Below are 14,569 nucleotides of genomic sequence, written 5' to 3' on the forward strand. Positions count from 1 at the left end.
CTGCAACCTTTTTTATCCGCATTTGTTCATAAACTATTGATCCCATTGTGTTCTATTCGTTTTTGAGGAACGACTAAATAGAGAATGTTTAGCGGGAAGCAATATCAAAATGAATCACATCCTCCGGATGATTGCGGATATATTGCTGAATTAAATGTTTAATAACATCATTTTCCGGATAGGGTGTTAAAGCATTTTTAAGGGTTTCTATTGATAAAGTAGTTTGTTCCGCTTCTATCAACCCCATTCCAAAGAAAACACCTTTTTCAATCAGAATATAGTGTGCGCCATCTTTAATTGAACAGATAATGGAATCTGCTTCTAATGATTGTATTGCTGCTTGTACCCGTATATTGTATGATTCAGCATCGGGGATGGGTTGGGTAATTGCTGTTTTATCGATAAAACACAATCCGGGTAATAATTCAAACCGGCGAATCAGATTCCATAAAAGATTGTAAGCTTCCGGCAAATGCCTAAACGATGCCAAAGGATGTAATTGTTTCTTCCATTTATCAATGGCCAGTCTTTCATAGCCCTTGCTGTCAACAAAATGGTATAAGCCATATTTCTGTTCCTTAAATTTTTGGCTTTTATTGTATTTAGGCCACCATTTTTTTATTTCAATACTTTCTAAAATTGATGCAGTAAACTCACTGCTGCATGTTTTATAATTAATTTCATGTATTTCTCTTAAAAAAGCCTGTTTTTGTGCAGTGGTTTTATTATTGGCAAAATGCTGCGTTACTCTTTTTTTGATATTTTTTGCCTTGCCTATATATATAATTTTTTTTGTCTGGTTGTAAAAATAATAAATGCCCGGTTGTTCCGGCAATGCCTTAAACTGTTCTTCCTTTATATGCGGCGGCAAATATGCTGTGGCATTCTTCCCCTTCATCATTTTTTGCAAATGCCCGCTGGTATCATTTTGTATCAGAAATTTTAAAAGTTCGGTAGTAGCTAATGCATCGCCTGCAGCCCTGTGTTGCTGTGTGTGCTGTATTTGCAAGGTATTACAAATACTACCTAAACCGTATTTCGGCAAACCCGGGAAAATTTTTCTTGTTAAACGAATGGTGCATATTTTATTTGTATTCAATTCAAATCCGCAAAGTGCCAGTTGTTGTTTTACAAACGCGTAATCAAAATTTACATTATGTGCAACAAAAATTCTATCTTTTAGTAAATGGTAGATATGTGGTGCAATGGCCGAGAATACCGGCGCTTTGGCTACCATTTTTTGGGTAATGCCAGTTAAGGATTGCACATAGGGCTGAATGGGCATTTGCGGATTTACCAATGTTTCATAAATGCCTTCGGTTTTTTTACCGTCAAATAATACCACCGCAATTTCGGTAATACCACTATACTGTGCATGCCCTCCCGTTGTTTCAATATCTACAATTGCAAACATGTTGGTGTGAAATTAATATTTTTTTCTTTTATTGGTTAAATTCAGTGCTTTTAAATCTATCATGCCCGAGGCATTTCCTTACATTTGCAGCATTTCAATGTTGTAAATGTATGTTTGAATTAAGTAAAAATTTTATTCCGGGAGCGATAGAAACCAAATGGTATACCCATTGGATGGAGCAAGGTTATTTTAATAGTAAACCCGATGACCGGGAACCATATACTATAGTGATGCCTCCACCAAATGTTACCGGTGTTTTGCACATGGGGCATTGTTTAAATAATTCTATTCAAGATATATTGGTACGAAGGGCAAGAATGCAGGGTAAAAATGCATGCTGGGTGCCGGGTACTGATCATGCATCAATTGCAACTGAGGCAAAAGTAGTGGCTATGTTGCGGGAAAGGGGTATTGCAAAATCTACCTTATCTCGCGATAAATTTTTAGAATATGCCTGGGAATGGAAGGAAAAATATGGCGGTATTATATTGGAGCAACTTAAAAAATTAGGCTGTAGTGTTGATTGGAACCGAACCACATTTACAATGGATGATGATTATTATAAATCTGTTATCCGCGTATTTATCGATTTATATCAAAAAGGGTTCATCTATCGCGGACAGAGAATGATACACTGGGATGTGAAAGCAAAAACTGCATTAAGTGATGAAGAAGTAATCAGAATAGAAACCCGTCAAAAATTATATTATATCAGGTATGCACTTGCTAACGCTGATGGGCTTACGCAGGAATATATTACCATTGCTACTGTAAGGCCCGAAACAATTATGGGCGACGTAGCAATTTGTGTACACCCAGATGATGAACGTTATCGGCATTTGCATGGTAAAAAAGTCATTGTGCCATTAATACATCGTGAAATACCTATTATTACAGATGAATATGTAGCAATGGATTTTGGTACAGGTGCATTAAAAATTACACCGGCGCATGATGCCAACGATTATATGTTGGGACAAAAACATCACTTACCTGTTATTGATATTTTGAATGAAGATGGTACTTTAAACGAAGCTGCGCAAATAGGAGTGGGCTTAGACAGGTTTGAAGCCAGAAAAATGATTGTAGAAAAATTAACTGATGCCGGCCATATTGTTTCAACGGAGGATTATACCAGTGAAGTAGGGTATTCAGAAAGAACAGATGTGGTAGTAGAACCAAGGTTAAGTTTGCAGTGGTGGGTAAAAATGAAAGAGCTGGCCGAACCGGCATTGCAAGCTGTAATGGAAGATGATATTTGTTTTCATCCTGTAAAATTTAAAAATTTATACCATCATTGGATGGCCAATATCAAAGACTGGTGCATCAGTCGGCAGTTATGGTGGGGGCATCGCATACCGGCCTGGTATGATCAGCAAGGCAATTTTGCAGTTGCAGAAAATGCGCAGGATGCTTTCATACAATTACAACAAAAAAATCCACAACTTACGCCGGAAGATATTGTTCAGGATGAAGACTGTTTAGATACCTGGTTCTCATCTTGGCTATGGCCTTTTGAAGTGTTTAAAGGGCTCAGTAAACCAGGAAATGAAGAGGTTCAATATTATTATCCCACCAACACTTTGGTAACTGCACCTGAAATTATTTTCTTTTGGGTAGCCAGAATGGTAATGGCTGGATTCGAGTTCATGGGTAAAAAACCCTTTAACAATGTTTATTTTACCGGCATTGTAAGAGATAAGCTGGGAAGAAAAATGAGTAAGAGTCTTGGTAACTCGCCCGATTTGCTGGGTTTAATTGATATGTATGGTGCCGATGCAGTGCGTTTCGGTATCATGATTGCTTCCCCTGCAGGCAATGATATTTTATTTGATGAAAGCAGCCTGGAACAAGGAAGAAATTTCAATAATAAAATTTGGAATGCTCTCAAATTAATTAAACTATGGGAAAGCAGAATTGCAGATCATACAGACACATCTAACGACAATGCCTTTGCGTTACATTGGTTTGAAAATAGATTGATACAGGCTCAATTGGAAGTAGAACAATTAATGGTTCAATTTAAATTAAGTGAAGCATTGAAAGTGATCTACTCACTCATTTGGGATGATTTTTGCAGTTGGTATCTGGAATGGGTAAAACCAGGTTTTGAAAAGCCGATAGATAGCAAAGTATATCAAAAAACCATTGCATTTTTTGATGAATTATTGCAGTTGCTGCATCCTTTTATGCCCTTTATCACAGAAGAAATTTATCACTTATTGGCAGATCGGACAGATGATTTGTGTGTAAAGCAAATTACACCTGCTAAAAATTATGATGCAATTATTTTACAGGAAGCTGAGTTTTTAAAAAAAGTGATTACAGCCATTCGTGAAACACGGGCAAAAAACAATATAAAGCCCAAAGATGCGATTGAAGTTTTTGTACAAACACATCAGCCCAAAGTTTTTAGAAGTATACAGCAAATTATTTGCAGGCAAATCAATGCTTCCTCATTTACAATTGTTGAAAGTGCTGTGCCCAATACCATTGTTGTAGCCATTGAAACAGATAAATTTTATATACTTTCTACAGCCGCATTAGATAATGACACATTAAAAGACACATTATTAAAAGATTTGGCATACCAAAAGAATTTTTTGCAAAGTGTAGAGAAAAAACTCAGAAATGAAAAATTTGTTCAAAATGCGGCCCCGGCTGTTGTTGCTATTGAACAAAAGAAAAAAACAGATGCTTTGGCCAGAATTAAAACCATTGAGGAATCACTTCAGGCATTAAGCTAAACAATTTGCCAGGCACTCAATCAAAAAATATGAAAAAGTATTTTCCTTTATTTGTTTTGTTGTTCGGTATATACCAGGTGAATGCCCAAAATATTGATATCAATATTTTGAAAAACATCAACCCACAACAACCCAATAATATTATTTGGCGGGGTGCTACCAGTTCTGCATATCCTGTTAGTATTGGTGTACCGGCAGGTATTTGGCTGGTTGCAACCATACAGGGCAACCAATCTTTGCAGCAAAAGGCTTATGCGGTTGGCAGTGGTGTTATTCTTTCGGCCGGAGTGGCTGAACTGCTCAAGCTTTCGGTAAACAGGGCGCGGCCTTATACTACTTATCCGCAATTGATACATCCTTTTGATGCCTCTGAAGCTGGTTATTCTTTTCCCTCTGGTCATGTTTCATTGGCTTTTGCCAATGCAACAGGACTGGCTTTGTCATTTAAAAAATGGTACGTAACGGTACCGGCTTTTGCATGGGCTACTGCGGTTGGTTATTCCCGTTTATATTTGGGTGAACATTATCCAAGTGATGTTTTGATTGGTGCTGCAGTTGGCTCCGGTAGTGCATTTTTGAGCCACTGGCTCACTGAAAAATATTTTCAAAAAAGAAAAAATAATCGTGCAAAACAAGAATAATTTATGAGCACTGTTATTCAAAAAGCAAAACTTTCTGATATTCCGGTTATTCAACATATTGCTTACGCAACCTGGCCGATTGCATATGGTACTATTTTAAGCAAGGCGCAAATTGAATATATGCTGAATTTAATGTACAGCAAGGATGTATTAATGAATCAGTTGCATGATGGGTACACCTATTTAATGGCAGTTGAAGATGAAAAATTGATAGGTTTTGCAGCTTACAATGCTATAACAGCAGTACAGTATAAGTTGCAAAAATTATATATTTTACCTACAACCCAAGGCTCAGGTATTGGTAAATTATTACTGCAAACTGTTATAGATCAGGTAAAATCAGCAGGTGCCCAACAATTAATTTTAAATGTAAACCGACAAAATAAAGCCATTGGGTTTTATACCAAAATGGGTTTTCAGATTTTGAAAGAAGAAGACAATGATATAGGAAATGGGTATTTTATGAATGATTATGTAATGGCAATTGAGCTCAATTAAATTATTTTATCCTGATACATTCATTGCATCACTTTTATCAGTTATGATAATAAAGTATGGGTTTGTTTCACAATACCCATAACAAACACACTTTGTACATGACCTATGTTTTCAGCTTCGCTTAATTGATTTACATGAAAATCATAATATGATTCCATGTTTTTTACTGCCACCTTCAACATAAAATCAAATTCACCTGATATATTATAACATTCTTTCACTTCAGGCATGGCCTGTATGGCTTTTATGAATTTTGATCCTGCACTTTTATTGTGTTGTTTTAATGATACATAACAAATTACCCATAAACCTTTATTGACCTTGGCGGCATTTAATAAAGTAACATATTGCTGAATAATGCCGGATTGTTCTAATTTTTTTATTCTGTCATGAACCGGTGATGTACTTAAATGCACTTTGTCGGCTATTTCTTTAATCGTCATTCTTGCATTGGATTCCAACAATTGTAAAATTTGCCAGTCAATTTTGTCTAAATCATCTGGTAAAATGTTCTTTTGTTCTTTTTTCTGTGCTTCCTGCATACCATTTCAGTTTTTTATACTGTTATAATGAATAAAAGTATAATAATTTCCTGATTTTATAGCATTAACGAAGCTTTTTATTCTTCTCAACTATCTTTGTACGGAAAAAATACGCTAATATGTCAAATACCACTTATGCAATTGATTTTAAATTGCCTTATAAAGTTGCCGATTTAAGTTTGGCCGAATGGGGTCGTAAAGAAATTAAACTGGCTGAAGCCGAAATGCCCGGTTTAATGGCTTTAAGGGCCGAATATGGAGCCTCACAACCATTAAAAGGTGCCAGGATTGCCGGTTGTTTACACATGACTATTCAAACAGCAGTACTCATAGAAACCCTCGTTGCTTTGGGCGCTGAAGTAAAATGGAGTTCCTGCAATATTTTCTCAACACAAGATCATGCTGCTGCTGCCATTGCTGCTGCAGGTATTGGTGTATTTGCCTGGAAGGGACAAACCGTTGAAGAATCTGACTGGTGTATAGAACAAACATTATTCTTTGGTAGTGCAGACAAACCATTGAACATGATTTTGGATGATGGTGGGGATTTAACCAATATGGTTTTAGATAAATATCCAGAATTGGTAAAAAATATTCGTGGCTTATCTGAAGAAACAACAACCGGTGTACATCGTTTATATGAAAGAATGGAAAAAGGCACTTTACCTATTCCCGCAATCAATGTAAATGATTCCGTTACCAAATCTAAATTTGATAACAAATATGGTTGTAAAGAAAGTTTAGTGGATGCCATTCGCCGTGCTACGGATGTAATGATGGCCGGTAAAGTAGCCGTTGTAGGTGGTTATGGTGATGTGGGTAAAGGTTCAGCCGCCTCATTAAGAGGTGCCGGTTGCCGGGTAATTGTAACTGAAATTGATCCTATTTGCGCTTTACAGGCTGCAATGGATGGATATGAAGTGAAACCCATGATTGAAGCAGTGGAAGAAGCTGATATTGTGGTAACAGCATCGGGTTGCCGTGATTTAATTACGGAGCAGCATTTCCGTAAAATGAAAGATAAAGCCATTGTTTGCAATATTGGTCACTTTGATATTGAAATTGATATGGCCTGGTTAAATGCCAATTACGGGCATACCAAAAACACCATTAAACCACAGGTTGATTTATATACCATTGAAAACAAAGACGTAATTGTTTTGGCCGAAGGCCGTTTAGTAAATCTGGGTTGTGCAACAGGGCACCCCTCATTTGTAATGAGTGCCTCTTTCACCAACCAAACATTGGCACAAATTGAACTTTGGAACCATGCTGATCAATACGAAAACAAAGTATATGTGTTGCCCAAAGTATTGGATGAAAAAGTGGCACGCTTGCACTTAAGCAAAATTGGTGTTCGTTTAGATGCTTTAACCGATACGCAGGCCAGTTATCTGGGTATTCCTAAAAACGGACCATTTAAAGCAGAAATGTATCGTTATTAAAATTACTTTATTGATAAAGAAAAAAGCCTGTGGGATATACCTGCAGGCTTTTTTGTTGCACACTTCAATATTAAATTTTCTTAATTAGTAAATGGAAGTGGTTGCATTTTCGCCGCTTTATCAGAACTTGCAACCTTTAATGATTATACTATGGCAGGTATTTTAGATTGTATTGGTAATACTCCTTTGGTGGAACTAACATCAATTACCCAAAATAAAAATGTACATATTTTCGGAAAATTAGAAGGTAATAATCCCGGTGGAAGTGTGAAAGACAGGGCTGCCTATGGTATGATAAAAGGTGCAGTTGACAGAGGCGAATTAAAGCCGGGTATAAAATTGATTGAAGCTACAAGTGGCAATACCGGAATTGCATTGGCTATGATTGCACGATTATTTAATGTGGAAATTGAATTAGTGATGCCCGAAGATGCTACACGTGAACGCGTATTAACCATGCAGGCTTATGGAGCCAAAGTAGTGCTAACCCCAAAATCAGGTTCAATGGAAGCTGCCATTGATTATGCCAATGCCCAGGTGGCCAAAGGTGGTTATTTAATGTTGAATCAATTTGCCAATCCGGATAATTATAAAATGCATTACGCTACCACAGGCCCGGAAATATGGCGCGATACAAAAGGAGCAGTTACTCATTTTGTATCATCAATGGGTACTACCGGAACGATTATGGGTGTTTCCCGGTTTTTGAAAGAAAAAAATCCTAGCATACAAATTGTAGGTTGTCAGCCTACTGATGGGTCTAAAATTCCAGGCATTCGTAAATGGCCGGAAGCTTATTTGCCAAAAATATTCGACAGGAGCCGGGTAGATAGAATAATGGATATTGATGAGAAAGATGCCCGTATTATGGCGAAGCGATTGGCAAGAGAGGAAGCAGTTTTTGCCGGTATGAGCAGTGGTGGTGCGGTTCATGCTGCATACCGGCTATCTGCAGAATTAGATAAGGGGGTAATTGTTTGTATTATCTGCGACCGTGGTGACAGATATCTGTCTTCCGATTTATTTGATTAAATTTTTGATGTTTTTATTGCGCATAGCTTTTGATATTGGTAAACATATTGGTTAATAGCCCCATCCTTTCATAATACCTAAATTTTCTTTGGCACAATCCAATGGAGCTTTTCCCTGATATGATTCCTGCTCAATAATAAATAAATGGGTGCCCCCTCTTTCTCTACCAAAATCAATCACCTCCTTCACCGGTACAATACCATTATTGAGTAAACTGCTTTCATACATTTCTTTACCATCCGTTGCTTTTATTTCATTCTTTACATGCATGGAGGCAAACCTGCCAGGATACTTTTCAACAATGGGCATTACAGTGGCATTGCCATTGTACAGGTTACCCATATCTAATTGCTGAATTACGAGGTTGGGGTCTGTATTTTGAAGAATTACATCATAGATGGTGGTGCCCGGTATAATTTCTTTGAATTCAAAATCATGGTTGTGATAGCCAAACTTCAATCCCCATCTGTTGCACAGCATACCACATTTATTAAAAACATCCATAAAGCTTTTTAAGCTATCTATATTGGTACGCATAGAATTATCCAACCAAGGACTGATTACATATTGCTGGCCTGCAATGGCTGCATCTTCAATGGTATGTTTCCATTCTTTGGTAAAATCTTTTTTCTCTCCATTCCAATGTTTGGGCTGTAAAACAGTATGTCCACTGGGCATATTCATTCCCAGATTACTCAATATTTTTTTAAATGCTTTTGGCGAATAGCCATAAAATTTTCTTTCTATATAATTCGCATGCTCCACTTGTGTATAGCCCATTGCAGCCAATTGTTGTAATGTTTGAAGTGGATTTAGTTTCATGTCATCACGAACCGAATAAAGCTGTAGTCCGGTAATAAATGGATTTCCTGTCAATAATCCGGTTACGTATTTGGGTAATACAGCTGCGCTAATGGCCGCCATTGAACTGGTATATAAAAACTTTCTTCTTGAGGTTGGCATAAGCAATTTTTTAGAATGATTTGTAATGTTCTAAAATTATGGATTTTTTTTTAACTATCCACATGCTATCTTTAACAGGTATAAATCTTTTGAATTGAATATTTTTACGCAATCATTTTCATTATACAATTTCACTTCATTACTCAAATCTTTTTATGGTGTCAGGAAAATTTTTATTTAGTATCACTCTATGCCTGGGCAGCCTGTTCCTATTTTCATGCAATAACGGTTCTCAGCAATCCAAATCTGCCGATTCAACACAAAAAAAAGCAGTAGTCAATACCATGGTTCCGGGAACACCCATTCATTATGATAGTTCAAAACGATATATATTTTTAACCTGGGACGATTCTCCGCAACCGCCCGGTACCCAAAACTGTGCACGTACTTTTAGAGAACAAGGTGTAAAAGCTACTTTTTTTTCAGTGGCGGCTCATTATAATATTGATCCGTTGCGTAAAAGAATTTTAGACAGTTTGAAAAAGGCGTATCCGGAATTTTTGGTAGCCAATCATAGCTATACCCATGCATTCAGAGATAATTATAGTTTTTATTATACCCATGTTGATAGTGCCGTGAACGATATTTTAAAAGCGCAGCAGGATATGCAAATTCCATTGAAAATAGTCAGGCTGCCCGGAAGAAATACATGGGCAGGAAACGGAGAATTCAGAGTACCTAAAACCAGCGAAAAGGTAGCACGCAGGTTAGATTCGCTGGGATATAAAATTATTGGATGGGATATAGAATGGCAATTCATTAAAGGTAATATTCCTAAACAAAGTGCAACTGCTTTGGCCAAAGAAGTTAATGATAAATTTGATATTGGTTACACCAATCAGCCCAATACCATGGTGATATTGGCACATGACAGGATGTTTGCCAAACAACAATACGTTGATTCTTTGAAAACATTTATTCAACTACTTAAGCAAGATCCACGCAACGTTTTTGAAACCATTGATCATTATCCAATTGTTCAACAAAAATAACATATATTAAAAATTAATTTTATTTTCAGCACTATTCAGCAATGTTTTTATTAGTTTACAAGCATGTGCTCAGGATAAAAGCAAGCGACCAAGTCCGCCTGCTACCGTTACTACTACAACCAATATTCTGGAGTAACCATTCAAATTGATTATAGCCAACCCGCGGTAAAAGGCAGAACCATTGGTAAAAATATTGCACCTTTTGGTGCAATATGGCGCACCGGCGCAAACGAAGCCACTGTATTTCAGGTAAATAAAGATGTTATGATTGATGGTAAAGCACTGAAAGCAGGAAAATATAGTTTATCATTATTGTCCGGCAAAACTTAACTTAAAAATTGCTGTAATACTTTGCTGTAAAGAATTACAGGCTAAAAAATGATTGTTTCAAAATTGGAGGGAGTGCCCCATCTTTTGAAATCGACTGAAATATGGTTCTGTAAAGGGTTTTAACCATTATTTTACAATTTTAGTCGGACAACAATGATAGTTTATATAGTATTCCAGGAGCAAATGAATAGACTATTATATTGAATAAATCCTGGAATCAGTGGGGAACCATTTATAATCAAAAGGATGATGTAATGCGCATTCAGGTAAAGCCCATGCAGCATGCATTTACAGAAAGAATGACTTTTACCATCAATCAATCAGGCGGGGTTGCTTTGCTATGGGGTAATATACATGTAGATTTTATAGTTAAATAATTGTGATATCCATATTTTTAAAACTCTGGTGATTAATCCGGAGTTTTTTATAAGCTGTTTTAGGCAACACCATCTTATAATTTTGATGATCTTTATTATTTATCTTAACTTTCTATTGATTATATTGCCCGGCTATAAACAAATTCACCAAACCCGTCAATGCGGCTTAACAAGCATCATATAAGTCCCTATATTCTAAGTATATGTATGCTGCTTTTCATAGGTACAGCATCTTCTGCGCAGGAAAAAAAATCGGTAGAGGATACTACTTTGCAGTTTTTAACACCCAAAAAAGGGTTGTTGGAAAAATTGGTGAAAAGCATTACCAACAATAATCCTGTTCCGGAAGATACTGCAATTGTTACCATCAATAACATTACACCATTTGCTTTGTACCGGGGTGCTATCATTCGTAGTGTTAATATTGTAAATGTGCGTTTTGGCGAATCGGTGAATGATACTGCCATTAAAAAAAAGAATTTGTTTGATGAAATTGGAAATTCCATTCACCGTAAAACAAGAAAAACTTTCATCAACAATAATTTATTTTTTAAAGCGGGAGAGGAGCTTTCCCCTTATCTGGTTGCAGATAATGAACGTTTTTTGCGCGAACAGCCTTATTTGCAGGATGCCAGAATTCAGATCACCGGAATTTCTCCCAACAATGATTCAGTTGATCTTACCGTATTTTATAAAGATGTATTCTCTATTAGTGGCTCCGGTGATGCCGGTAGTGGCAACAGTATTTATGCAGAAGTGCAGGATGAAAATTTTATGGGTGATGGGCAACGAGTGAAAATAGAAAACCTGTACGATTTAAACAGGCGCAACAGATACGCCTTTGGTATGGAATACGTGCGCAGAAATATTGCGCACACATTTGCAAATATTACAGTGGGCTATCAGGGCAATGCACCTGCCTTTAACAGTGGTAGAAGAGAAGAAACTACTGTTTATTCTTCTTTAGATTTGCCATTGGTGAGTCCGTACGCTTTATGGACGGGGTCTTTTAACGCAGCATTGCATTATACCACCAATCAATACATCAGCGATTCATTGTATAATGCAAACTTTAGGTATCGTTATGCCTCATACGATTTATGGGCCGGCTATAATATTTCTGCAAGAAGATTATTGCATGAAACTACTTCCAGAAAACCCAAAGATTTTGTAGCACTTCGGTTGGTGAAAAATGATTTTTTAGAAATACCCAATATTTATGAAACCCAATACAATTTTCAATATGCCAATTTGGTAAGTGTATTGGGGGCATTTACCCGGTTTAAACAAGATTATTACAGAACCAACTTTATTTATGGCTTTGGCCGAAATGAAGATATTCCATCCGGATATAATGTATCAGCATTGGCCGGATGGACTAACAAACAAGGTTACACCCGTCCTTATGCCGGCTTCGATTTGCAGAAATATGTAGTTACACCCAAACAGGCCTTTTTCAATTATGAACTAAAATTTGGTGGTTATTTTAATGATGGAAATTTTCAGGATATCAGTTTTCTGGCCAGTTTAGAATCCTTTTCAAGGTTAAGAAGATTGGGTAATAGCAGATGGTTAGTGCGCCATTTTATTAATGGTAGTTTTACTCAACAAATTAATACTTTTTTAAATGAACCATTACGGGTAAACAGTACTTTTGGTATTCCTTCTTTCAATAATATTATTGGATACAATGGTTCCAGCCGCGCAACCGGTAGTTGTGAATCTGTTTTTTATAATACCTGGAAATTTTTTGGATTTAGTTTTGCACCCTTTGCATTTGGAAATGTTTCTTATTTAAAACCAATAGGGCAGGGGTTTAGTTATGGTGATGTATATACCGCCTGGGGTGGAGGTGTACGAACCAGAAATGAAAACTTAGTTTTTGGTACCATTGAATTGCGTATTCAGTATTTTCCCAGAACTACAGTCGGCATGTCGCCCTGGAATATTGGCATTCAATCTAATTTACAATTCAAGTATAACAGTCAGTATATTAAAAAACCCGATTTTGTAACTGTAAATTAATGTGGATGATTATTGATTATTTAAACAATATGCCTAATTATAATTTTCAACAGCATTTATTAGATGCTATTTCATTTTTAAAACAACCGAATTTAGAAAATTTGCCCAATGGAAAATATGCAATTAAAGGCAATGATATTTTTGCGCTGGTAAGTACATATGAAACAGTGTTGCCTGAAGAGGAATGGATGGAATCTCATCTTGTTTATACCGATATTCATTACATCATTGATGGGAAAGAGCAGATTGGTCATGGCTTTTTAAACCAACAGCCCGAGCAGCAATTATTGGATGTTGCCAATAATTGCATAACCTATCAAACACCTCCTTCTTTTTATTCTATATTAGAGCAGGGTATGTTTGCTATTTTTTTCCTGCTGATATACATATGCCGGGCATTTACTTACATGAAAAATCTTTTATAAAAAAAATTGTTATCAAAGTGAAATTATAATTCGCAACAAATTGGAGTTGCAATTGTAATCATTACAATTTTAAAATGAATAGAGTAAGCAATGGTACAAGCGTATAATTTTTTAGCCAGTTGGCAATTATTTCCTGAAAAATGTGTGTACGAATCCGGAATTGTACCCAAAAGCGGCAATTACAAAATAGAATCTATTTTAAATGGAAAATCGCTTCAAATTAGCATAAACTGGATTACAGTTGAAAATGAAGCCTATTATGCACAGTTTTCGGTAGTTCCTGATGGTAGCCAGCAACCCTGTGAATACCAGGAATTAGCAGATACCGTAACAGCAGTTATACCCGATACCTCCACGCTAATTCATACTTTTTATAAAAATGAAGCTCAGGTGTTATCTGTGCAACATCGCATTTTATCAAATTGGTTTCTTGAATTGGTTTATGAGGGCATTACTACTAATGGCGCTGCATTTGTGAATAAAGAGGTATATCACAAACAAATGAGTGTATTGCCTTATGCTTCATCAGTGGGCAGTGTAGTCATTCAACCAACCAAACAAGGAATGATTAAGCATAAAGCATTAACTGCAATGGAAGAACAAACCAATATGCAGTTAGAGCAAATTAAACAACAAATTGAATTACTAGCCAGACAGGCTCAGGAAATCAGAAAACGCCGGGAATTAAGTTTAATGATTTATGATGCCCAAATCAACTTCAAACCACAAATTGGACAGGTGTATTATTTATATGAGAAAAAAGATGGTAATTATTTATTGTCATTGGTTGCACCCAAGGAGTGGGCGGGCAGTGGGCCCTTTAAACAATTTTTGGCATCTGTTCAGTTATTAACTGATCATACCTGGGTCGAAGTAGCCTGAAACCTAAATATAAATAATTGATACAAAAAAAGAGGATGTATCAAAAGCAAAATGAAGGGGCTGAGATTTGCATAAACGAAAATTTTCTCCAATGCCCCAATGCCCTCTCTTACCGAGTAAAAAGAGGCTGCATAGCACTTTTGATACAGCCTCTTTAAATTTTTTGTGACCCCGTCAGGATTCAAACCTGAAACCTTTTGATCCGTAGTCAAATGCTCTATTCAGTTGAGCTACGGGGCCTTAGCCCTAATTAGGG

14 protein-coding genes and 1 tRNA gene are annotated in these 14,569 nt (G+C 36.5%); 11 read left to right on the forward strand and 4 right to left on the reverse strand.

Features of this window, described 5'->3' with window-relative positions; translation table 11 throughout:
- Positions 1 to 88: 88 nt before the first annotated feature.
- Positions 89 to 1,414 (reverse strand): exonuclease domain-containing protein, encoded by a 1,326-nt coding sequence (locus JK139_RS07995; protein WP_074419526.1) that lies wholly within the window; start codon positions 1,412 to 1,414, stop codon positions 89 to 91.
- Between the two features lie 110 nt (positions 1,415 to 1,524).
- Here JK139_RS07995 and JK139_RS08000 point away from each other — a divergent pair, with 110 nt between their 5' ends.
- Genes JK139_RS08000 through JK139_RS08010 form a run of 3 tightly spaced genes read left to right on the forward strand, consistent with a single transcriptional unit; the run spans position 1,525 to position 5,300 of the window.
- Positions 1,525 to 4,161, forward strand: coding sequence for a valine--tRNA ligase (locus JK139_RS08000; RefSeq protein WP_074419527.1), 2,637 nt, complete (start codon positions 1,525 to 1,527; stop codon positions 4,159 to 4,161).
- A gap of 29 nt (positions 4,162 to 4,190) precedes the next feature.
- Positions 4,191 to 4,802, forward strand: coding sequence for a phosphatase PAP2 family protein (locus tag JK139_RS08005; protein WP_074419528.1), 612 nt, complete (start codon positions 4,191 to 4,193; stop codon positions 4,800 to 4,802).
- Between the two features lie 3 nt (positions 4,803 to 4,805).
- Complete coding sequence (locus JK139_RS08010; protein ID WP_074419529.1) at positions 4,806 to 5,300, forward strand: GNAT family N-acetyltransferase; 495 nt, start codon at positions 4,806 to 4,808, stop codon at positions 5,298 to 5,300.
- A 41-nt stretch (positions 5,301 to 5,341) separates the two neighbouring features.
- Here the strand turns inward: JK139_RS08010 and JK139_RS08015 are convergent, their stop codons facing one another.
- Positions 5,342 to 5,842 (reverse strand): Lrp/AsnC family transcriptional regulator, encoded by a 501-nt coding sequence (locus JK139_RS08015; protein ID WP_074419530.1) that lies wholly within the window; start codon positions 5,840 to 5,842, stop codon positions 5,342 to 5,344.
- Positions 5,843 to 5,961: 119 nt separating this feature from the next.
- Here JK139_RS08015 and ahcY point away from each other — a divergent pair, with 119 nt between their 5' ends.
- Both ahcY and cysM read left to right on the forward strand, forming a co-directional pair.
- On the forward strand, positions 5,962 to 7,287 hold the full coding sequence (gene ahcY / locus JK139_RS08020) for an adenosylhomocysteinase (protein WP_218331002.1): 1,326 nt from the start codon (positions 5,962 to 5,964) through the stop codon (positions 7,285 to 7,287).
- A gap of 150 nt (positions 7,288 to 7,437) precedes the next feature.
- Positions 7,438 to 8,319, forward strand: coding sequence for a cysteine synthase CysM (gene cysM / locus JK139_RS08025; protein WP_074419532.1), 882 nt, complete (start codon positions 7,438 to 7,440; stop codon positions 8,317 to 8,319).
- Between the two features lie 51 nt (positions 8,320 to 8,370).
- On the opposite strand, the gene JK139_RS08030 is transcribed toward cysM, so the two are convergent.
- Complete coding sequence (locus tag JK139_RS08030) at positions 8,371 to 9,282, reverse strand: sugar phosphate isomerase/epimerase family protein (protein ID WP_074419835.1); 912 nt, start codon at positions 9,280 to 9,282, stop codon at positions 8,371 to 8,373.
- A gap of 155 nt (positions 9,283 to 9,437) precedes the next feature.
- Between JK139_RS08030 and JK139_RS08035 the strand changes: the two genes are divergently transcribed.
- The 6 genes from JK139_RS08035 to JK139_RS08060 all read left to right on the forward strand — a co-directional run bounded on the left by JK139_RS08035 (position 9,438) and on the right by JK139_RS08060 (position 14,313).
- A complete protein-coding gene (locus JK139_RS08035; RefSeq protein WP_074419701.1) occupies positions 9,438 to 10,274 on the forward strand; it encodes a polysaccharide deacetylase family protein in 837 nt (278 codons plus the stop codon).
- Positions 10,275 to 10,454: 180 nt separating this feature from the next.
- Complete coding sequence (locus JK139_RS15495; protein ID WP_245634914.1) at positions 10,455 to 10,604, forward strand: DUF2911 domain-containing protein; 150 nt, start codon at positions 10,455 to 10,457, stop codon at positions 10,602 to 10,604.
- 200 nt (positions 10,605 to 10,804) lie between these two features.
- Positions 10,805 to 10,981, forward strand: a complete 177-nt coding sequence (locus tag JK139_RS08045) for a DUF2911 domain-containing protein (protein WP_179853225.1) — start codon at positions 10,805 to 10,807, stop codon at positions 10,979 to 10,981.
- A gap of 207 nt (positions 10,982 to 11,188) precedes the next feature.
- Positions 11,189 to 13,006, forward strand: a complete 1,818-nt coding sequence (locus JK139_RS08050) for a BamA/TamA family outer membrane protein (protein ID WP_074420787.1) — start codon at positions 11,189 to 11,191, stop codon at positions 13,004 to 13,006.
- Positions 13,006 to 13,431: a YhcH/YjgK/YiaL family protein gene (locus JK139_RS08055; RefSeq protein WP_074419837.1), complete on the forward strand. Its 426-nt coding sequence runs from the start codon at positions 13,006 to 13,008 to the stop codon at positions 13,429 to 13,431. The genes JK139_RS08050 and JK139_RS08055 overlap by 1 nt, the downstream gene beginning before the upstream one ends.
- A gap of 90 nt (positions 13,432 to 13,521) precedes the next feature.
- Positions 13,522 to 14,313 carry a DUF2452 domain-containing protein gene (locus JK139_RS08060; RefSeq protein ID WP_218331003.1) on the forward strand — a complete coding sequence of 264 codons (792 nt, stop codon included), beginning with the start codon at positions 13,522 to 13,524 and terminating at the stop codon, positions 14,311 to 14,313.
- 166 nt (positions 14,314 to 14,479) lie between these two features.
- Here JK139_RS08060 and JK139_RS08065 read toward each other — a convergent pair.
- A tRNA-Arg gene (locus tag JK139_RS08065) sits at positions 14,480 to 14,553 on the reverse strand.
- Positions 14,554 to 14,569: the final 16 nt, after the last annotated feature.

It is taken from the genome of Hydrotalea lipotrueae (assembly GCF_019249625.1).
GTDB classification, from domain to species: Bacteria; Bacteroidota; Bacteroidia; order Chitinophagales; family Chitinophagaceae; genus Hydrotalea; species Hydrotalea flava.